This window comes from Candidatus Edwardsbacteria bacterium, from assembly GCA_018821925.1.
Classification (GTDB): domain Bacteria; phylum Edwardsbacteria; class AC1; order AC1; family EtOH8; genus UBA2226.
Genome location: JAHJLF010000075.1, coordinates 15,223 through 36,722, shown reverse-complemented (window position 1 = coordinate 36,722; position 21,500 = coordinate 15,223). Strand labels below are relative to the sequence as shown.

Genomic DNA, 21,500 nt, shown 5'->3' with positions numbered 1-21,500 from the left:
GTCAATAACTTGGAACGGCCGCGATGATATGGGGCGCAAAGTATCAAAAGGTATTTATTTTTACCGGTTGAAGGCCAACTGGTTTAGCAGTACTAAGAAGATGGTTATACTCGAATAAGTGCCCCTTTGAACGATAGGCTGAAAGCTATTGCTAAAAGCCCCTCCGTTTCGGAGGGGCTTTTTATTATCGGAAAATTTATTGCTTTTCTATCTTCAAGCCGGGGATATTCAATTTTGTCTGGCTGGTGTCGGTGACCATTGCCAGCAGGAAATTATCCGGCTTTAAATATTTTTTGGCGGCGGCCATTACGTCATCCTTGGTCACGGCTAGGGTCTTTTCCATGTCCTGCCGAAAGTAACCCGCCCCCAGGTTGTAGAGTTCGACATACAAAAACTGCCTGGCGGTCTGGCCGCTGGTCTCGAAGCGGAAAGGATAGCTGCCCCTGATATAATCCTTGGCTTCTTTCAGCTCCTCGTCGCTTACCGGCTGGTTCTGGATCAGCCGCATCTCAGTTATCAAACTCTTGACGGCGGTGTCGGCCGAGGCGCATTTGGTCTGGACGGATAGGATATAGGGCCCGAAATCGCTGCGGGGATCGTAGTAGGAATCCACATCATAGGCCAGGCCCTGGGCCATCCTTATATTCTTGACCAGCCGGGATACGAAACCGCCTCCGCCCAGTATGTAATTCATCACCCGGATGGCCTGATAATCGGGATCATCCCGCTTGGGTCCCAAAAAACCCAGGTTGATATAGGCCTGATTGATCTGGCGGTTTATCAGCAAAGCTCGGGACTGTCCGATGGCTGGGATTTCCGGCAGCCGCAACCCGGGGATCTCTCTTTTGGGCCACTTGCCCAGATTCTGTTCGATCAACTTTTTGATCCGGGAGCTTTTAAAATCCCCCACCACCGAGATTATGCAATTATTGGGAGCATAGTATTTTTTATGATGGCCGGACAGGTCATGGCGAAATATGCGGGAGACGCTCTCGGCGCTGCCCATCACTGGGTGGGCATAGGGATGGCCTCCAAAGAGCAGTTGGGTAAAGGCCTCGGCCGACTGGGTGTTGGGCCGGTCTCCCTTGGCTTCGATGGCCGAAAGCAATTCTCCCTGCAGCCGCCCGGTCTCTATGGAGTCGAAGGCCGGTTGGGATAAAAGGTCGAACAATACCGGCGCCGTTTTATCAAAATCCCTGGCCAGGGTGGTCAACGAGAAGAATATCGCATCGTAGTCGCATTTGACAGAGAACTGGGCCCCCACATAATCGAAACTTTCGGCGATATCCAGCGCGCTGCGGGAGGAGGTTCCCTTGGGCAGCATCTCGGCGGCAAAGTTGGCCAGCCCGGCGTATCCGGCCGGGTCGGTGATGCTGCCTGCCTTGACCATCACCTCCATCGAGATCACTGGCAACTGGCGGTTTTCCAAAAGTAAGACGGTCAGGCCATTCTTGAGAGTGATCTTTTTGGGCTGGGGAGGGGTCCAGATTCCCTGGGCCGAAACTATTCCGGCTACGGCCAAAAGCAATGCGATGGCAAAAACTGTCTTTCTCATTGGGCCTCTCCTTTGCTTTTGGGGCTGCCGATCGGGACCAGGGTGGCCACGGTCTTGTTCTGGTCGATGAAATATTTATTGGCCACGGAGATGATGTCCTGATTGCTTACCGAGCGGATGTTTTTAAGATAGCTGTTCAAATAGCACCAGGACAGCCTGGTCTGGGCCGAGCCAATCTGTACGGCCAGCCCTCTGTTCCGTTCCTGCTGGAAAACAAATTCCGCCTCTAGCTGGTTCTTGCTTTTCTGGAGCTCCCTTTGGGTGACGCCCGCCTGTTTTATTTTTTCCAGCTCCTCGGCTATGACCCGCTCAAGTTCATCCGTATTGTGGCCCTTCTGGGGCGCCGAATAGAAGATGAATTGGGTGGGATCGGTCTGGGTGTCGTTATATCCGCCAGCGAACAAAGCCAGCTGCTTGTCGTAGACCAGGCTGCGGTAGAGCCGGGAGCTTTCGCCATTGCTGAGTATATTGGAAAGCAGTTCCAGGGCGTAGGTATCCTTATGGCCGATTTGAGGGGTATGATATCCCAGAGCCACCAATGGCATCCTGGTATCCTTTAATACCTTGACCCGGCGCTCGCCCATCTGGGGAGGCTCCACGGTGGTGACCTTGGGCGGCTCTTTTGTTCCGGCCGGTATGTTCCCGAAGTATTTGGCCACCATGGCCACCGCCTTCTTCCGGTCTATGTCGCCCACTATCACACAGGTGGCATTGTTGGGGATATAATAGGTCCGGTAATATTCGCGCAGATCCTGGATCGTCATAGCTTCTATGTCGGACATCCAGCCCAGCACCGGCCAGCCGTAGGGGTGGGCGATATAGGCGGCAGCACTGAGCTGTTCGAACAGATGGCCGTAGGGCGAGTTCTCTCTTAAACGGCGCTCCTCCTTGACCACGTTGCGTTCCGGGTCGAATTCCAGGGGATCTAATTTCAGGTTGGCCATCCGGTCCGACTCCATCTCCATGGCCACCGAAAGGAATTCGGTCGAGATGTTCTCGTAATAGGCGGTGTAGTCCTCGCTGGTGAAGGCGTTGCAATGCCCGCCGTATTTCTGGACGATCCTGGAGAATTCCTCCGGCCCGATCTTGTCGGTCCCCTTGAACATCATGTGTTCCAACAGGTGGGAGATCCCGGTGATGCCCGGCCGCTCGTTGCGGGAACCCACCCGGTACCACACCTGAAAGCTCACCAGGGGCAGACCGGGCTTCTCCACTGTCAGAATTTTCAGGCCGTTGGCCAGGCTGTCCTGATAAACTGCCAGGGTGTCAATGGCCCCGGCCCCGGAAACGACCAATGCCAGGCAGGATGCCGCCAGAATTAATTTTCTCATGAATTGCCTTCCGTTATTTTTTGTCCCTGATCAGCAGCCTGACCCCGATGGCGATCAGGATAAGCGGCCAGATCAGGTTGAATTTAAAATAAAACAGTCCGTAGTTATGCAGCAGCAACCCGATGCCCAGGACGATGATCAGTATTCCGAACACCACCCCGGATGGATTTCGCTTCATATTCGGTTTCCTTTCCTCGGGAGTTGGCGGAGTTTCGTGTTGGCCGGCGGAAAGGCTCTGACCGGGGATGATTAGCCAGGCCGCCAGATAAATAAGGACCCCCAGCCCGCCGGACAGGGCCAGGATTATAAAGATGATGCGAATCAGCAGGGGGTCGATGTCAAAATAATCGGCCAGGCCTCCGCAGACGCCACCCACCACCCGGTCCTTTCCGGAACGGTATAATCGTTTGGGCATCTAAAGGCCTCCTACATTACAACCGGCTGGTCGGGGATGATGATCCAGGCGATGATGTAGGCCAGTATCCCGGCGCCGGACAGGGCAACAACCACCGCTATCAGCCGGATGATGGTGGGATCAACGTCGAAATATTCTCCTATGCCGCCGCAGACGCCGCCCAGCATCCGGTCCTTGGTAGAGCGGTAAATTCTTTTGGCCATGATCCTTCTCCTAACTATTGATTATACAATTATAAACCCCAAAGGGCGAAACTTCAAGGGCACGTAGGATTTTATCGGGAATTTATAAAACGGCCTTGAGGATCGTTGACCCCAAGGCCGTTTTGTGTTCAATGTTTTGTTTTTATTCGGCAGCTGCTATCTTCGGTGCTTTGGGCAGTCTGGGCGGAGCCTGGTCCCTGGTTCCCAGCCGGGTGGTCCACACCGCGCCCAGGCCCACGGTGACCCCGCACCACAGGACGATGAAGTTGATGATGATGAATATCACGCCCAGGGCGGTCAGAGGACTGCCGGCGATGTTTATCAAAGAGCCCAGCAGGAACAGGGAGTGGAGCAGCACAAAGCCCAGCACCACCGCCGGAAGAGTGTTCATGGGCGGCTTATTGACGGCATGCAGGAATTTCTGGTTGATGATCACCCCGAAGCTGGCGATGCTCATCAGGATCCCGGCCACCACCAGCAGCACCGCCAGCGGTATCAGGGGAATGCCCAGGATGGAGACAGCCATGAACACTAAGGCCGGGGCCAGGGAGATCTGCACCAGGAATCCGATGCCGGCCGACTTCCAGAAATCGGTTTCGATTATATGGGTAATGCGTTCGATGGGTTTGGCAAAGAACACGCCCAGCAGCGTCACCAAAATGCCCAGCCCGGCCAGCATGAAGAAGGTGATGAAGAATTTTATGGCCCGTCCGGTGGCCGGTTTTTTATGGGCAATGTGAGCCGAGCCGATCAAGCTGGGAATGAACTGGTTGAGCATACCCAGGTCCACGTTTTTGATCTCACCGATGACCCGGGCCCCTTCGGTCTTGTCAACCGTGCCGCCCACGGTCGAGATATCCCCACCTACCGAGGACTTGGGCCCCAGCTTCACCATTCCGCCGAAGGCAGCCACATCGCCGCCCACCGTGCCGTCGATGGAGACCGGGCCTCCAAAGGTGGCCACGTCGCCCTTGACGGTTCCGTTGACCAGGGTCGGGCCTCCGAAGGTGGCCACGTCGTGCATCACCGTGCCGTTGACCGTTACGCCGCCGCCGAAGGTCACACAGTCGCCGTTGACCATGCCGTCCACCGTTATGGAGCCTCCCTTGGTGACCACATCGTCATTAATGGTGTCGGCTGGGCCGACATAGATATTCCCCACCTTGGCATTCTTGGAGTCTATTTCGACCTCTTTCTCTCCGATCTTGAACTTGTAGGTAGTGTCGGAATCACCATCGCCGATCCCCTGGATCTTAATGACGGTCTTCTTGTCCAGCAGCTTGGTGCCCACCACTTTTTCCTCGGCCAGTCCGGCGGTTGCCGCCAGCAGCAGGGCGATCATCGGCAGCAGGATGAGCCAGCCGGATTTGGCAGAATGGTTGTTAAATTTGTACATGATCGTGCTCCTTTTTATGTGCTATATTTTTGAATTTATATAAATTCTTTTGGAGGCGACGGCGATGATGGCGAAGGCCGCGATGCTGGCGATGGCCAGCTGGACCGGCAGGTTGGATCCCTTAAGCAGGGTGGCGGCCACCTGGCCCAGCAGGTCGATCATATCGGCCAGCCGTAGCCCGGCTTTGACCACGATCACCTGCAGGTTGGGCAGGGCTTTCATAAAGCCCTTGGCCAGGGAGAATATTTTGAAAGGATCCAGCTTGTTCAGGCCGAAGGTCAATCCCAGACCGAATATCACCAGCCACAGGGAGCTTAGCGATACAACGGCGCCGGTGGTCCATTTTATCACAGGGCTGAGGCGAGAGACCGTATATTCCAACCCCAAAGCATTAAAGATGTTAGCGTTGAACTCGGTGCTGATCTGTGGCAGGGGCAGGGCTTTGACCGACTCGGCCACCAGATTGAGCAGGCGGTAGTCGGCAGTGCAGGAACGGCAGGACCTCAGGTGGGTCTTTATTGCGGTAACCTCCTGATTTTCAAGGGAGTTGTCTGTCAACTCCTGCAACTTATTTTTTATCTCTTTGCATTCCATGGTTTTTTCTCCGTTCTGGTAGTAATACGACGGGGGGCGTTCAAAGGTTTCATTATGTCCAAGTTCTTTGATGATATTGGGTTAGCCGTAGCCCAACTTGACCAGTTTCTGCTTCATGATGTCTCTGGCCCTAAAGAGTCGTATCTTGACAGTGCCCACCGGGATGTCCAGGGTCTCTGCGATCTCCTCATACGAAAGTTCCTGCTGATGTCTAAGTATTAGGATCTCGCGGTAGAGGGGAGGCAGGGTGCCCAGCACCTTGTCTATCAGCTCCTGCTGGGAGGCGGCCTCGATCCTTTCCTCCAGCGAGGTGTCAGTGGCCTCGATATCTAAGGGATTTTCTTCGTCGTGGATGGAGAGCGATTCCGGTTTTTTTGCCCGCAAGAAATCGATGGCCGAGTTATGGGCGATCTTGAACAGCCAGGTAAGGAAAGGGTAGGATGGATCGTAGCTTCCCAAGTTCTTGTAAGCTTTTATGAAGGTGTTCTGGGCAATATCCTCGGCATCGCTCTGGTTGTGGACCAGGCGAAAGATAAGGGCGAATATCTGCCTTTTATAGCGGTTGATCAGATCGTTGAAGGCCCGGCTGTCGCCGGCCAGACACCGGTCTATCAATAGTTGGTCTTTGTTTTCGGAAGCCATGAAGTTAGTATAGCATTTAGATTTGACCGGTGTCAAACCCAAAATATGTCCGGGAAGTGTGGCGATTTTTGAAAGCATGGTTGTAAATATCAATTGTAATTGATCATAAAGTGCTTATTGTCATTCCCATGAAAATGGGAATCCAGGCCGTAAATTCTGTCACCCTGAGAACGACCCCATGTGTGTCAAGCCGAATGGGTGCAGTATAATATTTATTTTCGGCACACTTCGACTTGGTGGGTGAAAAGCCATTCTCAGTATGACAATTTCGCTGTTACCCTGAGGATTCTTTCATAAAGCAGGCTGAAGGGGGACCCCATAACTAAAAAGCCGGAAATTTTCCGGCTTCTTTTCTGGAGGTAGTTTTTGGGGTATATGAGGTTGGGTATCTTTTACAGCATGGATATCAGCAACAGGGCAACTATGGTACCGATGGGGATCAACCCTCCCCAATCTACGCTCTTTAAATCAACTATCCCTTTCATGGCCTTCTCCTTTTATTTGGAAATTTAATTTAATTCGTGTTTCATAGGAGACTACGCAGGGCCGGGGGGATATGTTTCATAAAAATTAAAATATTTTAAGAGCAACTAAAAACCGCACTGCGAGTGCAGTGCGGCGGCAACAAACAACATAAATTATTTTAGCAGTATCATCTTCTTTGTCCGTCGAGTTCCTCCGGCTTCTAGGCAGTAGAAATAAAGCCCGTTTATAACCGGTTTGCCCTGGGAGTCCCGGCCGTCCCAGGTTACGGAGCCCATCTTTGGTACGGACCCCACCCTCCCCTCCCCTAAAGCATTAGGAGAGGGATTATTTATCAATATTTTCACCAACTGCCCGGCGATATTATAAACCGTAAGTTTTACCGGCCCGGCCCCTGTTAACTGGTAACTGATAACTGTAGACTGATTAAAGGGATTCGGATAATTTTGGTTTAACTGTAAACTGAAAACCCTATCACTTGTAACTGGTTCCGCCACTACTCCGTTTAATGAATCGTCCCATTCCCACTCATATATAACGCCAAGCTCGCTTAAAGCATATACTCGGTTTTTGCCGTCATTCCGGGCATCGCCCACCACCCCGGCGGCCATATCGAAATTATAACCATAATTTAATGCAATGGTATCCAATACTTTTTTATCCCACATTGAGTCTTCGCTTTGCCCAACGTTATAACTCCACTCATAGATTCGAATATCACTGAAAATCGAGTCGTCTATTACCATGCTACTACCCAAAGTGTACATCCGTTGTTTCCCGTCATTCCGTCCGTTCCCTGAAAACGGGTAAGTCCCATAAGCTATAGCAGAATCGCTTCTCAGCCATTGCGTGCCGTCCCATTCTATCTCATGGATTCCAGACTCTTTTATATATAACCGTTGCAAACCATCATCTTTTAATGCTCCTAGCAACTTGCCCCCTGTGTTTACTGTAAACTGATGATGGGTTGTGTCCCATTTATCTCTGTAGATATACTCTATCCAATAGATGTCACCGCTAGAATAAACTCTGTTTGTATCATCATTTCGTCCTTTTCCAATAACAATATCCTGAACTATGCTCCTCTTAATACCCAGTGTATCCCTTTTCCACGCCCCACTCCCTTTCTCATAGGTATAAGCTATGGTCGTACTGTCATCACAGCCGGCGACAACCCTCATAGTATCGTCATTCTTTATATTCCCTATCTCGACAGTTCGAATTCCTTCCCAATTGCCAGCCTTTATAACCATACTGTCCCAAGTTGAACCATCAAAGCTATACTCTTTTATAGCCCCACGCGAATCGTCACCGGTAAAAATTCGGCAGATATTGTCATTTCTACCGAAACCTGCGGTAATCGTACGCGGATAACAGGGATATGCTGACATTGTATCTTTGGTCCAACCAGCCCCGTTCCAGCTAAATTCATAAGGATATTTACCTGAACTATACAATCGATTTATTCCATCATTTCTGCCCTGTGCAATAACAAGCCCATTGCCACCAGCATTACCAACGATGGAGCATTTATAATCGCCGGCATGGGCTATGCTGAAAAAGGCGACCAATATAAATATTATAGGTAATATCTTTTTCATTCAATCACACTCCCTCTAATCTTTCCAGGTCCTCCTCGCTCAGGCCGAAATAATGCCCCACCTCGTGGATGATGGTCTCCTTGATCTGCTCCACTATCTCCTGCGGCGTGCGGCAGATGGACTCGATATTCTTCTGGTACAGCTCTATCCGGTCCGGCAGTTTTCCCGAGATGTGGTAGGCCGGGCGCTTGTTGTAGGGAATGCCGATATACACCCCCAGCAGGGAATGTTTCCCGGCCCGGTCCCCCAGCGATCTCAACACCGCCGGGGAGGGATAGTCCTCCACCGTGATGGCGATATTCTCCAGCTTGTCCCTGAAGTCCTGCGGCAGGTCGTCCACCGCCTGCTCCACCAATTTATTGAATTCTGCGCTATCCATGGTATTGCCCCGCGATCATGTCGTAACCTATCTTGGCCAGCAACAGCAGCAGAACGAAAATGAATATCGGCCGGATGATCCTGGCGCCCTTGGTCATCACCATTTTGGCTCCCAGCAGATTCCCGGCTATGCCGCAGGCCGCGGCCGGTATGCCCAGGGCATAGAGCACCTTGCCGTGGGCCATAAAGGTTATCACCGCCGCCACATTGGATGCCAGGTTGACCACCTTGGTGTTGGCGTTGGCGGTGACGAAATCGTATTTGAGCATCAGGGTATAAAAGAGTATCAAAAAAGCTCCGGTGCCCGGCCCGAAGAAGCCGTCGTAAAATCCTATCACCCCGGAGGCCAGAGCCGCCAGAATGAACTTGGTCTTTACCTCGGTCTGATGCGAATTATTATGGACGCCCAGGTTTTTATTCAGCAAAGTAAAGATGGTGACCACCGGGACCAGCACGATCAGCACATACCGCAGGAAGCCGGGATCCATCAGCAGGACCGCCCGGGTGCCCAAAAAGGAGCCGGCTAGGGCAAAGCAGGCACTAACCAGGGCCACCTTCAGATCGATCAGTCCTCCGTGGTAATAGCGCAGGGTGGCCACCAGGGTGCCGAAGGAGGAGGAGAACTTGTTGTTGCCCAGCGCGAAGTGCGGTGGCAGGCCGGCGGCCAGGTAGGCCGGAAGCGAGATCAGGCCGCCGCCTCCGGCGATGGAGTCCACCAGCCCGGCGAAGAACACCAACGGCAGGACAATCAGATAGGTATGCCAGGAGAGCATAGGATCAAGCATTTGTTTTAAAAATCAATTTCCATAAGAATAAGCGATGGGGTTTTTAAAGTCAATCAATATTTTTCCGTCCAGTTTTAACTTTGTCACCCTGAGCCAAGCAACTTGCCTGCCAGGTTGAATGGGTGGCGATTATTATCCTTAGAATAACTCATCTATTATTAACTCGATAATGGAATAGATCAATAATACCGATTGTCATGCCATTGAAGAATGGCATCCAGGCCTGGATGCCCTCTTCCGAGAGAATGACAAATATCGGTAATTCGTTGCCGGAGAAATATCATGCCAAGGGTTCAGATTCTTCGGATTGCCTGACATGGTTGCCGTACTCAGAATGACGTGAATTTTATTTGAAATCCGCCAGGCTTTGGATTATACTTGTCTCATGCATGAAAAAGAATTAAAGACCGCCGTTATGGCGGCCAAAAAAGCCGGGGCCTTGCTGATGAAGATGGCCCAGGGGAAGCTATCGGTAAAATTCAAAAGCCCCATCGACCTGGTTACCGGGGCCGACCAGGCTTCCGAGGCTCTGATAATCTCCATTATTAGAAAAACTTTCCCCGGTGATGACATCATGACCGAGGAAAGCCAGGATCAGCGCACCGCATCAAAGCGCCGCTGGATAATAGATCCGCTGGACGGAACCACCAACTATGCCCACGGCTTTCCGGTGTGGTGCGTGTCCATCGCTTTCGAAGAGAATGGCGTGGTGAAGGCGGGGGCGGTATACAATCCCAACCTAAACGAGTTGTTCACCGCGGCCAAGGGGCGGGGGGCTTTTTTGAACGGAAAGCGAATAAAGGTCTCGGCGGAAAAGGAGCTGGTCAAAAGTCTTTTAGCCACCGGGTTTCCCTACGATGTCCACACCAGCCCGGAAAATAATCTGCAAAATTTCCAAAGGTTCATCAAACGGGCCCAGGCGGTCCGGCGACCGGGCTCGGCGGCCATCGACCTGGCCTACCTGGCCTGTGGGCGGTTCGACGGGTTCTGGGAGATAAAGCTCAAACCCTGGGATGCGGCGGCGGCATCATTGATGATCACCGAGGCCGGCGGGAGGATAACTAATTTTAGCGGGGGCCGCTACAGCATCTATTATCCGGAATGCCTAGCCTCCAACGGGAAGATACATAAGCAGATGCTGGATATTCTGAAAAACAAGTAACGATTGCGAAAGGCTTTTTAATGGATTGGTACATTCAATGGGTAAGCAACAACCGGTTGCTTTCGGCGGCGGTGCAATTCGGCATTCTGGGCACGCTGGGCGAAATCTTGTCCCTGGTAATAAGAAAGAGAAAAATATCTTCTTTGGGCAATTTATGGCAAGTCTTGGGTAAAATACTAGCCTGGGCCCTGCTGGGGGTGATCATAAAATACGGTTTTGTGGGCATGAAGGCTTTTGTCGACGGGTTGATATCCCAAAATCTCCTGCCCGATTGGCCTCACGGCTCCATCGGCTGGGCTCTGATGGTCTCGGTTTTTACCAACATCCTGTTCGGCCCCCAGATGATGTTCTTCCACCGGCTGGAGGAGAACCTGATAATGTGGCGCTGGGATACCAGCGGGCTCAAGAATGCCTGGATGACCCTGCTGTGGTTCTGGATCCCGGCCCACACCGTCACCTTCTCCCTTCCCACCGATTATCAGATCGGTCTGGCCGCCCTGTGGTCGGTGGCATTGGGGGTGATTCTGGGATTATCGGCCCCGCGGAAATAAGCCATAAAGATAAAAGCAGAGGGCTGCCTTAAAGGGCAGCCCTCTTTTGTTCAACCGCATATATCAGAACAATCCGGTTATGTTCCCCTCTTGGTCTATATCGATATTCTGGGCGGCCGGTTCGGTTGGCAGGCCGGGCATCAGCATGATCTCCCCGCAGACCGCCACCACGAAACCGGCGCCGGCCGACAGGAAGACCCGATCCACATCCACGTCGAAATTCACCGGCCGGCCGATGGCCCTGGGATCGTCGGACAGGGAGGAGGGAGTCTTGGCGATTATCACGTGCAGGCCGCCGTATCCCAGTTTGTTCAAAAGATCGATATCCTTGCGGGCCTGTCGGGTGTAATTGATCCGGGCGGCGCCGTACATCCTGGTGGCGATGGTCTCTATCTTGCGGCCGATGGTCCATTCCGGTTGGTAGATCGGTTTCACCACGGCTCCGGTCCGGGAAGCGGCATCCACCTCGCGGGCCAGCTCCAGGCACCCCTGGCTTCCTTTGTTGTAGGGGTCGCTGATGACCGCCTTGGCGTTTTTAGCCCGGACGTGCTTCAGGGTAAGCTCCAGCTCCTCGGGATCGTTGTCCGGGAAGTAATTCAGGGCCACTATCAGCGGAACCCCGAAGGACTGCATGTTCTGGATATGCTTGTCCAGATTGTCAAAGCCCTTGATCAGGGCTTCCAGGTTCTTCTCGGCCAGGCTCTCCCTGCCCGCGCCGCCGTGATACTTCAGGGCCCTCAGGGTGGTCACCAGCACCACCGCATCCACATTGAATTTTCCCACCTGGCAGACGAAATCCATGAATTTTTCACCGCCCAGTTCCGAGGCGAAGCCGGCCTCGGTGACGGTTATTTCCGACAGGGCCTGGGCCAGCCGGATGGCCTGGAGGGAATTGGTGCCGTGGGCGATATTGGCAAATGGTCCGCCATGGATGATGGCCGGGGTGCCCTCCGAGGTCTGCACCAGATTTGGCTTGATGGCGTCCTTCAGCAGCAGGGCCATGGATCCCACCGCCCGCAGGTCGGCTGCGGTGACGGGTTTGCTGCGGGAGGTGTAGCCCACCACCATCCGGGCCAACCGGGCCTTCAGGTCGGCAAAATCCTCGGCCAGGCACAGCACCGCCATCACCTCCGAGGCCACCGAGATGTTGAAGGCATCCTCCCGGGCAAAGCCGTTCTGGCGGCCTCCCAGGCCGATGACGATCTCCCGCAAAGCCCGATCATTCATATCTATCACCCGGCGCCAGGCGATGCGGCGGGTATCAATGCCCAGCTGATTGCCGTGCTGGATGTGGTTGTCGATCATGGCCGCCAGCAGGTTGTTGGCGGTGGTGACGGCGTGGATGTCGCCGGTGAAATGGAGGTCTATCTCATCGCTGGGCAGCACCCGGGAGGCCCCGCCGCCGGTGGCCCCGCCCTTCATGCCGAACACCGGACCCAACGAAGGCTCTCGCAGGGTAACGATGGATTTGAGGCCGATCTTGTTCAGCGCCATGGACAGTCCGATGGCGGTGGTGGTCTTGCCCTCGCCGGCCGGGGTGGGGGTGGTGGCGGTCACCAGCACCAGCCGGCCGCAGGTCGAGCATTGCGGCAGGCGCCGGGCCAGCGCAGGCTCCAGCTTGGCCTTGTGGGGCCCGTAAAGGTAGAGCTCCGACTCGGCGATGCCGAACCCGGCAGCCACCTGTTTGATGGGCAGAAGATCAGGGGGCATTTTTGATTTCTCCTTCCAATAGTTCTATCAGGCGGTGATAATCGTATCCCGATGATTCGGCCAGGTTGACCATTTTTAATGCAGTGCGGTATATCAAAACCAAAATTCGCCGGTAGCCGAGGGCCTTGGTGCCATCAGGCGCGAACGTCAGGCCGGCCATAGCCAGGCAGAATACCAGGTAAAGAAAATTCTCCTTGTTGAACCAAAGGACATTCTGGTGCCAGTTGCATTCCAGGTATTGAAGCACCTTCGGCCTTTCTAAAAATCTCCTCAGCGCAGGCTTTTCTCTCATGACTATCGGCCAATCCCAGTCCCCCTCCGACAGTGCCTCTACAAGCAGGCGCGTACTGTAGGTCTTGCCGCCAGGCAGTCGGCCATTTTCAAGAACATTCTCCAGGCGGTTCCATAGCAGTTCACGGGCTTGGGGCTGCGGAATCAGCCGATTGACATGCCGGAAGACTAGGAAGGCATAAAAGACAGATAGATCCATCTCATCAAATCCGCCCTTATCGGTGGCGGAGAGCAGGGCGGACAGGCGCTTATCAAGCGTTACCGGAGCCAGGGTTGAACAGCGGAAGCGTTCGATGATTTCTGCGGCCAGCTCTTCTGGGGCAGGCAGCGATGCCGCCGGCAAACCGAATATCTTCGAAGCTTCCGGCACCAATCTTTGTAATGACTCCCTGGTCCGCCGGACCAGGTCCAGCTTTGCCAGACCATCATCCGTGGCCTTGGCCAGCCCGGCCGGATTGTGCAGGGGGATCAGTAGTTCTTCAAATGATCCCAGAAGCCCTTCCATCCGCTGTTCCCACAGGACCCGTTCGATGCTGGGCGTTCCCTGGCCTTTCAGACTTGCAGCCAGCATTGCGTACTCGCCAGTTGGATCGGCCTGGTGATAAAAGTTTGTGAAGACATGGCACTCAAAGCCGTTCAGCTGAACATAAAGCCCGCTATCCCAGATCTGCCTGGCCGGACGGAGATATTCCAGCCCTGAGAGCATATCGCGAAAGACCATCCAGCCGTCTCCGGCCAGACCCAGTTTTTCGGCCAGCTTGGTCCTAGCCAATTCGGACTGATCAGATCTTTTATAGAGCACCGACCAGTTTACCCAGCCCTCCGATCTTTGATAGCGATTGTTATAAATTACCAGGGCCTGTTCCCCGCCGGCCGAGTTGGAATAGGCGAAAATATCGTGCAGGTTATGTCCGCCGGATGAGGCCACATCGTAAAGCACGAAGTTATCCACCTGGCTGAACAGGTAGCGTTTTTTCAGCAGGGGGAATATCTGGCGCCGGTGACGGTCCATCAGATCCTGATCCGGATTCTCGTCCCAGTAGGCCCGGCGGTATTCCATGCCGTACTTCTCAGCATAGCCCTCGATCTGCCCGTGTCCGAACATGGGCAGGCCCGGCAGGGTGGACATCATGGCGCAGACCCCGAAATATTTGTCGCCCTTGCCGAACTGGGCCGCGGCCGGCTCCTCGTCGGGATTGTTCATGAAATTGACGAAACGCTTCAGGATCTGGGGGTCGAACTCCAGCAGGTTCCGGATGATCGTTCGGTAGTTGGCGTTCTCCTCGCGCTTGAGCATGTTCATGAAGGCGCTGTTGTACACCCGGTGCATCCCCAGGGTGCGCACGAAGTAGCCCTCCATCAGCCAGAAGGCCTCGGCCAGCAGCAGGGTGTCGGGAACCTCTTTGGCCACCCGCTCCACCACTTCCCGCCAGAACTCCACGGGAAAGACATTATCGAATTCCTCCTTGCTCATCCCCTGCCAGGAGCGGGAGGGGATATCGCCACCGCTGCCGGGCTGGGGGAACCACAAACGTTGGTAATGCTTCTTGGCCAGGGTCATGGCGGCGTCGAAACGGATCACCGAGGAATAGCGGGCCACCCTCAATATCTCGCCGATCACCGCCTCCCGGAGATCGGGTAGCAGAAAATTCAGCTGGGCGGTGTCGTTCCAGGGCATATGGGTGCCGTCATTGCCGTGGTAGATATAACACACCTGGCCGCTTCGCTTATCCAGCCGCTTGAACACCACCGCGGCATCCCGCTTGCTGTAATAACCGTCCTCGATATAGATACCGATATCTGGATCGCCGGAGAGGTCCGGCCCGTTGAAGGAATAGGCGGGATAGGGCGGATCATTCAGCTGGACGAACCATTCGGGGTGCTCCACTATCCATTTGGAGAATATCCCGGTGTGATTGGGCACCATGTCAACGGCGATCCGGATGCCGTGGCCCATGGCCCGGTCCTTTAAATTATAATAGGCGCCGTCGCCGCCCAGGTCGTCCGATATCCGGTAATCATATAAGGAATAGGCCGAGGAGACCGCCTCGGGGTTGCCGCAGATCTGCTTTATTTTCTGCGAGGCCAGACTGCGTTCCCAGACCCCTATCAGCCATAGCCCGGTGAATCCGCTTTCGGCCAGCAGCTGCAGTTCCTGATCGGGCACCTGGTCCAGGCGCCCGATATCGGCCTGGTATTTTTTAGACAACTGGTCCAGCCAGACGTAGGTGTTTTTGGCCATCATCACCAGGTTGGGCATCCAGTCCAGATCCGGCGAATATTTTTCAGGCTCGTGATCGGGCGAGCCGTCCGGCCCGGCGAATATCTTTTTATAATCCGGCAACGGCTCCAGCCCGGGGGCGAACCCCCGGAACCGCTCGGCCTCCTTCAATACATCCAGGGCCCGGAGGATCCTATCGGTAAGTTTTTCGAATATTTCGTCCGGGAGGATATCCTTCCAATTCTCTTTGATGTATTCCAACTGTCCGGCCAGCGAGTAAGGGCTGGCCAGGGCCGGAGATTTCAATAGTTCGAAAAGGTCCAGATTTTGCGGCCCGAATTTGGGCTGGGTCTTTAAAAATTCTTTCAGGGCGGATATGCCATCAAGATATTTTGTGCTTTTACGCAGGGATGCATCGTCGAACAGTTCGGAGTAATGGCGGTAGGCGGGGTTGTCATTAGCCAGGAACAGGAACAGCAGCTCCTCCAAAGCAACCGCCTGGTGGGAGTAGCCGTCACTACTGTCGGCAAGATATTCTGAAGAGGTCTGCTCGCTTGTAAGGACCTTCAGCGGGGGGAATGACCCGATAAAATTATTAAGGCACTTATCCGTTTCGGCTGGTTTTATGGCGGCAGAAAGGTTTTCTAAGGCCGATTCGAATATTTTGGGGTTGACCTGCCGCCGGTAGCCGGCAGCCACAAGGTGGAGGATCTCCTCGATCAGGGCGATGATATTTATCTCGGCGGCCTTGACCGCCAGATGGGGATTATTGCCGGCATCCCGCACCAGGTTCATCCGGTCGGCCAGGCGTTGTATTGCCGGGAAGTCGGTAAGTATCACATTGCCGTGCAGACCGTAGATGACCTCCTCGAAGCCGTACTTTTTTCGGCAGCGGCGGGAGATGTGAAATTCAAATATGGGGGCGTCCTTTAAAAACATACGATTATAATAACACTTTGTCCGGTTTATTTCAATTTTATTATTTGATTTTGTTAAAAACAGATATTCTGGAAAACTTTCAATTCTCAAGGTAACAAAGTGAAACCTTATACTGATCGGGCTCGTAATATTTAACGGATATCAACCACAAATATTTATAGGGAGCGGTAAAATGAAGGGATTAAATTTCAAACCGGTCGTCGGGTTGCTTGTTGTCAGCCTGACATTGATCTCGGCCCTGGCCTATGCCGGCGAGCCCATCAGCCAGAACAGGGATGTCTCCGGATTCGACAAGATACAGGTCAACGGAGCCTATGACCTGTACATAACCCAGGGAAAAGAGTACAGCCTGCGGATAGAGGCCGAGCCGGAAGTGCTGGAGAAGATCGATACCGAGATCAAGGCCGGCCGGCTTAAGGTAAGCGACAAGAAGCATAAGATACGGATCGGAGTATTCAAAAGCAAGACCCGCAAGATCTATGTCACCCTGCCGGAGCTGAAGGAGCTGTGCATCAACGGATCCTCCGATGTCAAAGGCCAGAACAAGTTTAAGGTCGGTGATCTCAGCCTGGTGGTCAATGGTTCAGGGGATATCGAACTGGAGCTGGAAGCCCGGGATATTGATGCCAGCATCCGGGGGGCGGGGGACATCAAACTCAAAGGCAGCGCCGATAATTTCAATATTTCCATAGCCGGTTCGGGCGATGTTTCGACCTATGAACTGACCAGCCAGAAGACCTTCGTAACTATCAGCGGGGCCGGCGACTGCAAGGTGAACTCCAGTCAGGAACTGACGGTCAACATTGCCGGCAGTGGTGATGTCAGCTATCAGGGAAGCCCCAAGGTGGTGACAAAGAATGTGAGCGGGGTGGGCCGGGTGCATAAGGAATAAGAAAATTTGTCACCAGTTCAATTTGATAAGCAGGTAGCAATTCTCAGGGTGACAGGATGTTCCTTGTAAAAATAAAAAAAGAGCAGGCGATTATGCCTGCTCTTTTTTTAATGTTCCCTCACTCCGGTTGGGATGTCTTGATGATCCCGGACAGATTATAGCCGTGGTTCTGTATCCTCTTCATCAGATCGTTGTAGAGAGAATCATCCATTTTACGGCTGCGGGACAATATCCATAAATATTTACGGTCGGGGTGGCCCACCACCGCATACTGGTAACTGCTGTCCAGCTCGATTATCCAATAGGCCCCGGAGAAGGGCCAGAAGAACTGGACCTTGAGCTTGGCGTTGGATACCGTGTCCACTACCCAGGCCTTGCCTTTGGCTGCCTTGTATTTCCCGTTGAGGGAATCCTTGCGGCATTCGTTGAGCACTTTTATCTTGCCGTCCGGCCGGAGAGTGTAGGTGGCGGAGACGGCGGTGCAGCCCTTTTGGAAACGCTGGGGGATGGTGGCGATCTCGTACCAGGTGCCCAGGTAGCGGTTCAGGTCCACCTTGGGGACCGTCTGCAACGGCGGCAGTTCCTGCTTCTGGGCCAGCAATGGGGAAGTGATCAGCATAATGCAGCAGGCAAATGGGATCAAAATATTATTCATAGTTGCCTCCGATATTTTTTATAATTAGTTTCCAATTATCTTTACCAATACTCTTTTCTTTCTTCTTCCGTCAAACTCGCCGTAGAATATCTGTTCCCAGGGACCAAAATCCAGCTTTCCCTTGGTGATCGCCACCACCACCTCCCGTCCCATGACCTGCCTTTTTAGGTGGGCGTCGCCGTTGTCCTCGCCGGTCCGGTTATGCAGATATTGTGATACCGGCTCATGCGGGGCCAAAGATTCCAGCCATTTTTCGTAATCCTGGTGCAGGCCGCCCTCGTCGTCATTTATAAAGACGCTGGCGGTGATGTGCATGGCGTTGACCAGGCACAAGCCCTCCCTGATCCCGCTTTCTTTAAGACATTCGTTTACCTGTCCGGTGATATTCACGAACCCCCGGCGGGAGGGGACGTTGAACCAAAGTTCTTTCCGGTATGATTGCATAAATAAACTCCTTATGAAACAGTCCAGAATAAAAACTTATTATATGGGTTATCTTTCGTATTCTAAAAATAAAATACTTTTATTACCCGTTACTTTAATTATTATTTTATTGTTATGTAAAATATAATCTATGCCGGGATCTTGAAAATTACCAGAAATTATAAAATGTCTTTCATTTAAAAACACCGCTATATCCTCAATTTTATCTAGGATGCCGTTCGGATTAAATATAAATAACTTTTGGCTATCGTAAAGTGAAGCAAAAATATAATTACCTGTTCCCGTTCTTCCCAAGTAGTATTCGATTTCGTCGGTAGGGTTATTGAGGGTAATTTGAGTTACCACCTTATGTTGATATCCTCCAGTTGTATCCTCTTTAGTGATTTTTATTGGTAACCTTGGAGATAGTTCTTTAGTTGTAACTTCGGTGCCTTTTAAATCAAATGTAATGAGTTTATGGCCATCTTCTAATACGTTTAATAAATTATTTTTAGTGTCAATATTCCAATAAGAAGGGCTATACGGTGTATTGTTTATTTCTTTTATTGTGTCATACCTCATTGCTATTTCAATTAATTTTTCGTATTTCTTTGTGCTCTTAAAATAGTTAACGAGATTTTCAAAACATGATACTTGTATTGATTTATCGGGCTTTAACCAAATGCTGGTATTCTTTTGTTTTTTAATAAAAGCCAAGAAATTTCCCTGCCAGTCTATTTTGCAGATACGATCATTTCCATAATCAAATATATATAAAGCGCTGGTGTCCACCGCAAAACCTTCAGGGTAAACAAATTCATCCGCTACTATGTTGCCCAAATTGTATGGCTCTTTTTGTAGGGGTATTTCACAAAGTACGTTTACTTTGTTGTCATAAACCCTGTATTTTAAATTTTTATTGCATCCAATTAATAGAAAGCAGGCCAGAGTAAATATTATTTTCTTATTCATATTGCTCCTTTTTGTTAAAGATTCTCAAGCTTCTTTCATGGACAGGGCGATGCGCTTGCGCTCTAAATCCACCTCCAGCACTTTGACCTTGACCTTTTGGCCCACCTTGACCACCTCCTTGGGGTCACGCACATATTTGTTGGCCAGCTGTGAGATATGCACCAATCCGTCCTGATGGACGCCGATGTCCACAAAGGCCCCGAAATTGGCCACATTGGTGACCACGCCCTCCATCACCATTCCGGGTTTCAGGTGGCTGATCGCGGTAACGCCCTCCATAAAATTGGCCAGTTCGAATTTATCCCGGGGATCGCGCCCCGGTTTCTTGAGTTCCGACAGGATATCGTTCAGGGTGGGAAGGCCCACCAGATCGGTGACGTATTTTCTGGGGTCGATCTGGTCGGCCAGCAAGGCGTTGCCCACCAGCAGATCCGTTTTGGTCTTCAGGTCCCTGGCCATCTGCTTGACCAGGGCGTAGCTTTCGGGATGAACTGCCGAGTTGTCCAGCGGATCGGCGCCGTCTCTGATGCGCAGAAAACCGGCCGCTTGCTCGAAGGCCTTGGGCCCCAGCCGGGCCACCTTCAGCAGCGCTTTGCGGTTCTTAAAGGCGCCGTTCTCATCGCGATATTTGACGACGTTCTTGGCCATGCTCTCGCTCAGGCCGGAGACGTATGCCAGCAGGGAATAGGAGGCCGTATTTAGGTCCACCCCAACGAAGTTGACGCAGGACTCCACCGTCTCCTGCAGGGCCTGCCGGAGTTTGGGCTGGTTGACGTCGTGCTGGTACTGCCCCACCCCGATGGACTTGGGATCTATTTTTACCAGCTCGGCCAGCGGGTCCTGTAATCTTCTGGCGATGGAGATGGCCCCCCGCACCGAGACATCCAGGTCGGGAAATTCCTCGCGGGCCAGATCCGAGGCCGAATACACCGAGGCCCCGGACTCGCTGACCACCACCGGCTGAAGTTTTAAACCCTGATTATCCTTGATCACCTCCCGGACAAAGGCATCGGTTTCGCGCGAGGCGGTGCCGTTGCCGATGGAGGCTAGTTCCATTCTATGCTTTTTTGCCAGGGCGGCCAGGGTCTTGGCCGCCTCCTGTTTTTGGGCGGCCGAGCTGTGGGGAAAGACGGTGGCGTATTCCAAAATTTTCCGGTCTCGTCCACCACCGCGATCTTGCAGCCGGTGCGCAGCCCGGGATCTATTCCCATTATCGCCTTGGATCCGGCCGGCGGGGCCAGCAAAAGATTCCGCAGATTCTCGGCGAACACCCTTATGGCCTCGATGTCCGATTTCTCCTTGATCTCGGAACGCAGCTCCACCTCAATTGAACTGTTCAGATAAACCCGGTAGGCGAAGCCGATGACCTCGGTCAGATAACCTGCCTGAGCATAGGAGCTGTCGTTGATGAATCTTTTTAGCAGATATTCATTTATCTCACCGGCCGGGGCTTCCAGGCCGGCCGTCAGCACCTCCTCGGTCTCACCGCGCATGATGGCCAGGAAACGGTGGGAGGGGATGCTTTTAAGCGGCTCCTTGAAATCATAGTATTGGTTGAATTTGGTCTTCTGCTCCTGGAATTCCTCTTTTACCCGCGAGGTCAGGATGCCCTTGGCCAGGGTGACCTCCCGGATGAACTTGCGGACCTCGGCATCGTCGGATATCAGCTCGGCGATGATATATTTGGCTCCGTCCAGCGCCTCCTTTGTGTTATTCACACCCAGAGCGGGATCGACGAATTTCTCGGCCAGTTTTTCCGGGACGATGCTTTGTCCCTGCAGCCACAGCTCCATAGCCAGCGGCTCCAATCCTTTTTCCTTAGCCGCCATGCCCTTGGTCTTCCGTTTGGGCTTGTAGGGCAGGTAAAGATCCTCCAACTCCTGTTTGACTAAGCAGGCTTCTATTTTTTCTTTTAGTTCTTCGCTGAGCTTGCCCTGTTCCTCGATGCTTTTAAGGATGGCGGCCCGGCGCCCCTCCAGTTCCTTGATGTAATCGAAGCGATCGCGGATATTCCTGATCTGGACCTCGTCCAGCAGCCCGGTCTTTTCCTTGCGGTAACGGGCGATGAAGGGGACAGTGGCCCCCTCATTAAATAGTTCCAGGGTGTTGCTGACCTGGAAAGCCTGAAGCCCCAGTTCGCGGGTGATAGCCTGGGTTATTTGAAGCTCGTTAAGCATAGCGCCTTTCGTGTTATGTTAGCCGTCTCACAATTATAATCCATTTTGGCGGTGATTTCATCAAAGAAAACATCTGCGGTTGAAAATTCTTCTTGATAATTTTGTGTTTTTGGGTTACATTTAT

The 21,500-nt window shown here is 52.7% G+C and carries 18 protein-coding genes and 1 pseudogene; 3 read left to right on the top strand and 16 right to left on the bottom strand.

Annotated elements, in window-relative coordinates:
- Positions 1-196: 196 nt before the first annotated feature.
- The 10 genes from KJ869_09520 to KJ869_09475 form a co-directional block, all read right to left on the bottom strand.
- A complete protein-coding gene (locus KJ869_09520; GenBank protein MBU1577429.1) occupies positions 197-1,555 on the bottom strand; it encodes an insulinase family protein in 1,359 nt (452 codons plus the stop codon).
- Positions 1,552-2,886: an insulinase family protein gene (locus KJ869_09515; protein MBU1577428.1), complete on the bottom strand. Its 1,335-nt coding sequence runs from the start codon at positions 2,884-2,886 to the stop codon at positions 1,552-1,554. The genes KJ869_09520 and KJ869_09515 overlap by 4 nt, the downstream gene beginning before the upstream one ends.
- A gap of 13 nt (positions 2,887-2,899) precedes the next feature.
- On the bottom strand, positions 2,900-3,301 hold the full coding sequence (locus KJ869_09510) for a PspC domain-containing protein (GenBank protein MBU1577427.1): 402 nt from the start codon (positions 3,299-3,301) through the stop codon (positions 2,900-2,902).
- 11 nt (positions 3,302-3,312) lie between these two features.
- Entirely contained in the window at positions 3,313-3,504 is a 192-nt protein-coding gene (locus tag KJ869_09505) for a PspC domain-containing protein (protein MBU1577426.1), read from the bottom strand.
- Between the two features lie 142 nt (positions 3,505-3,646).
- Positions 3,647-4,900 (bottom strand): polymer-forming cytoskeletal protein, encoded by a 1,254-nt coding sequence (locus KJ869_09500; GenBank protein MBU1577425.1) that lies wholly within the window; start codon positions 4,898-4,900, stop codon positions 3,647-3,649.
- A 21-nt stretch (positions 4,901-4,921) separates the two neighbouring features.
- Positions 4,922-5,494 carry a zf-HC2 domain-containing protein gene (locus KJ869_09495; GenBank protein ID MBU1577424.1) on the bottom strand — a complete coding sequence of 191 codons (573 nt, stop codon included), beginning with the start codon at positions 5,492-5,494 and terminating at the stop codon, positions 4,922-4,924.
- Between the two features lie 81 nt (positions 5,495-5,575).
- Entirely contained in the window at positions 5,576-6,136 is a 561-nt protein-coding gene (locus tag KJ869_09490) for a sigma-70 family RNA polymerase sigma factor (protein MBU1577423.1), read from the bottom strand.
- 638 nt (positions 6,137-6,774) lie between these two features.
- Positions 6,775-8,220: a T9SS type A sorting domain-containing protein gene (locus KJ869_09485; protein MBU1577422.1), complete on the bottom strand. Its 1,446-nt coding sequence runs from the start codon at positions 8,218-8,220 to the stop codon at positions 6,775-6,777.
- Between the two features lie 4 nt (positions 8,221-8,224).
- The gene (locus KJ869_09480) at positions 8,225-8,599 is read right to left on the bottom strand and encodes a metallopeptidase family protein (protein ID MBU1577421.1); all 375 of its coding nucleotides are present in this window, start codon (positions 8,597-8,599) and stop codon (positions 8,225-8,227) included.
- The gene (locus tag KJ869_09475) at positions 8,592-9,383 is read right to left on the bottom strand and encodes a TSUP family transporter (GenBank protein ID MBU1577420.1); all 792 of its coding nucleotides are present in this window, start codon (positions 9,381-9,383) and stop codon (positions 8,592-8,594) included. Before KJ869_09475 ends, KJ869_09480 begins: the two co-directional genes overlap by 8 nt.
- Positions 9,384-9,768: 385 nt before the next feature.
- Here KJ869_09475 and KJ869_09470 point away from each other — a divergent pair, with 385 nt between their 5' ends.
- Positions 9,769-10,545, top strand: coding sequence for an inositol monophosphatase (locus tag KJ869_09470; protein MBU1577419.1), 777 nt, complete (start codon positions 9,769-9,771; stop codon positions 10,543-10,545).
- A 20-nt stretch (positions 10,546-10,565) separates the two neighbouring features.
- On the top strand, positions 10,566-11,096 hold the full coding sequence (locus tag KJ869_09465; GenBank protein ID MBU1577418.1) for a hypothetical protein: 531 nt from the start codon (positions 10,566-10,568) through the stop codon (positions 11,094-11,096).
- 63 nt (positions 11,097-11,159) lie between these two features.
- Here the strand turns inward: KJ869_09465 and KJ869_09460 are convergent, their stop codons facing one another.
- Together KJ869_09460 and KJ869_09455 are read right to left on the bottom strand one after the other, a co-directional pair.
- Positions 11,160-12,806, bottom strand: a complete 1,647-nt coding sequence (locus tag KJ869_09460) for a formate--tetrahydrofolate ligase (protein ID MBU1577417.1) — start codon at positions 12,804-12,806, stop codon at positions 11,160-11,162.
- Positions 12,796-16,257, bottom strand: coding sequence for an alpha-amylase (locus tag KJ869_09455; GenBank protein MBU1577416.1), 3,462 nt, complete (start codon positions 16,255-16,257; stop codon positions 12,796-12,798). Before KJ869_09455 ends, KJ869_09460 begins: the two co-directional genes overlap by 11 nt.
- 172 nt (positions 16,258-16,429) lie before the next feature.
- Here KJ869_09455 and KJ869_09450 point away from each other — a divergent pair, with 172 nt between their 5' ends.
- Positions 16,430-17,149: a DUF2807 domain-containing protein gene (locus tag KJ869_09450; protein MBU1577415.1), complete on the top strand. Its 720-nt coding sequence runs from the start codon at positions 16,430-16,432 to the stop codon at positions 17,147-17,149.
- A gap of 118 nt (positions 17,150-17,267) precedes the next feature.
- On the opposite strand, the gene KJ869_09445 is transcribed toward KJ869_09450, so the two are convergent.
- The 4 genes and pseudogenes from KJ869_09445 to KJ869_09430 all read right to left on the bottom strand — a co-directional run bounded on the left by KJ869_09445 (position 17,268) and on the right by KJ869_09430 (position 21,376).
- The gene (locus KJ869_09445; GenBank protein ID MBU1577414.1) at positions 17,268-17,768 is read right to left on the bottom strand and encodes a lipocalin family protein; all 501 of its coding nucleotides are present in this window, start codon (positions 17,766-17,768) and stop codon (positions 17,268-17,270) included.
- Positions 17,769-17,828: 60 nt separating this feature from the next.
- Positions 17,829-18,248 (bottom strand): secondary thiamine-phosphate synthase enzyme YjbQ, encoded by a 420-nt coding sequence (locus tag KJ869_09440; protein MBU1577413.1) that lies wholly within the window; start codon positions 18,246-18,248, stop codon positions 17,829-17,831.
- A 48-nt stretch (positions 18,249-18,296) separates the two neighbouring features.
- A complete protein-coding gene (locus KJ869_09435) occupies positions 18,297-19,199 on the bottom strand; it encodes a hypothetical protein (protein MBU1577412.1) in 903 nt (300 codons plus the stop codon).
- 24 nt (positions 19,200-19,223) lie between these two features.
- Positions 19,224-21,376, bottom strand: a pseudogene (locus tag KJ869_09430) (RNA-binding transcriptional accessory protein).
- Positions 21,377-21,500 lie beyond the last annotated feature (124 nt).

Excerpts from the sequence above, each read along its gene's own strand:
- KJ869_09520 (MBU1577429.1), bottom strand. The coding sequence starts at position 1,555 with ATGAGAAAGACAGTTTTTGCCATCGCATTGCTTTTGGCCGTAGCCGGA.
- KJ869_09515 (MBU1577428.1), bottom strand. The coding sequence starts at position 2,886 with ATGAGAAAATTAATTCTGGCGGCATCCTGCCTGGCATTGGTCGTTTCC.
- KJ869_09510 (MBU1577427.1), bottom strand. The coding sequence starts at position 3,301 with ATGCCCAAACGATTATACCGTTCCGGAAAGGACCGGGTGGTGGGTGGC.
- KJ869_09505 (MBU1577426.1), bottom strand. The coding sequence starts at position 3,504 with ATGGCCAAAAGAATTTACCGCTCTACCAAGGACCGGATGCTGGGCGGC.
- KJ869_09500 (MBU1577425.1), bottom strand. The coding sequence starts at position 4,900 with ATGTACAAATTTAACAACCATTCTGCCAAATCCGGCTGGCTCATCCTG.
- KJ869_09495 (MBU1577424.1), bottom strand. The coding sequence starts at position 5,494 with ATGGAATGCAAAGAGATAAAAAATAAGTTGCAGGAGTTGACAGACAAC.
- KJ869_09490 (MBU1577423.1), bottom strand. The coding sequence starts at position 6,136 with ATGGCTTCCGAAAACAAAGACCAACTATTGATAGACCGGTGTCTGGCC.
- KJ869_09485 (MBU1577422.1), bottom strand. The coding sequence starts at position 8,220 with ATGAAAAAGATATTACCTATAATATTTATATTGGTCGCCTTTTTCAGC.
- KJ869_09480 (MBU1577421.1), bottom strand. The coding sequence starts at position 8,599 with ATGGATAGCGCAGAATTCAATAAATTGGTGGAGCAGGCGGTGGACGAC.
- KJ869_09475 (MBU1577420.1), bottom strand. The coding sequence starts at position 9,383 with ATGCTTGATCCTATGCTCTCCTGGCATACCTATCTGATTGTCCTGCCG.
- KJ869_09470 (MBU1577419.1), top strand. The coding sequence starts at position 9,769 with ATGCATGAAAAAGAATTAAAGACCGCCGTTATGGCGGCCAAAAAAGCC.
- KJ869_09465 (MBU1577418.1), top strand. The coding sequence starts at position 10,566 with ATGGATTGGTACATTCAATGGGTAAGCAACAACCGGTTGCTTTCGGCG.
- KJ869_09460 (MBU1577417.1), bottom strand. The coding sequence starts at position 12,806 with ATGCCCCCTGATCTTCTGCCCATCAAACAGGTGGCTGCCGGGTTCGGC.
- KJ869_09455 (MBU1577416.1), bottom strand. The coding sequence starts at position 16,257 with ATGTTTTTAAAGGACGCCCCCATATTTGAATTTCACATCTCCCGCCGC.
- KJ869_09450 (MBU1577415.1), top strand. The coding sequence starts at position 16,430 with ATGAAGGGATTAAATTTCAAACCGGTCGTCGGGTTGCTTGTTGTCAGC.
- KJ869_09445 (MBU1577414.1), bottom strand. The coding sequence starts at position 17,768 with ATGCTGATCACTTCCCCATTGCTGGCCCAGAAGCAGGAACTGCCGCCG.
- KJ869_09440 (MBU1577413.1), bottom strand. The coding sequence starts at position 18,248 with ATGCAATCATACCGGAAAGAACTTTGGTTCAACGTCCCCTCCCGCCGG.
- KJ869_09435 (MBU1577412.1), bottom strand. The coding sequence starts at position 19,199 with ATGAATAAGAAAATAATATTTACTCTGGCCTGCTTTCTATTAATTGGA.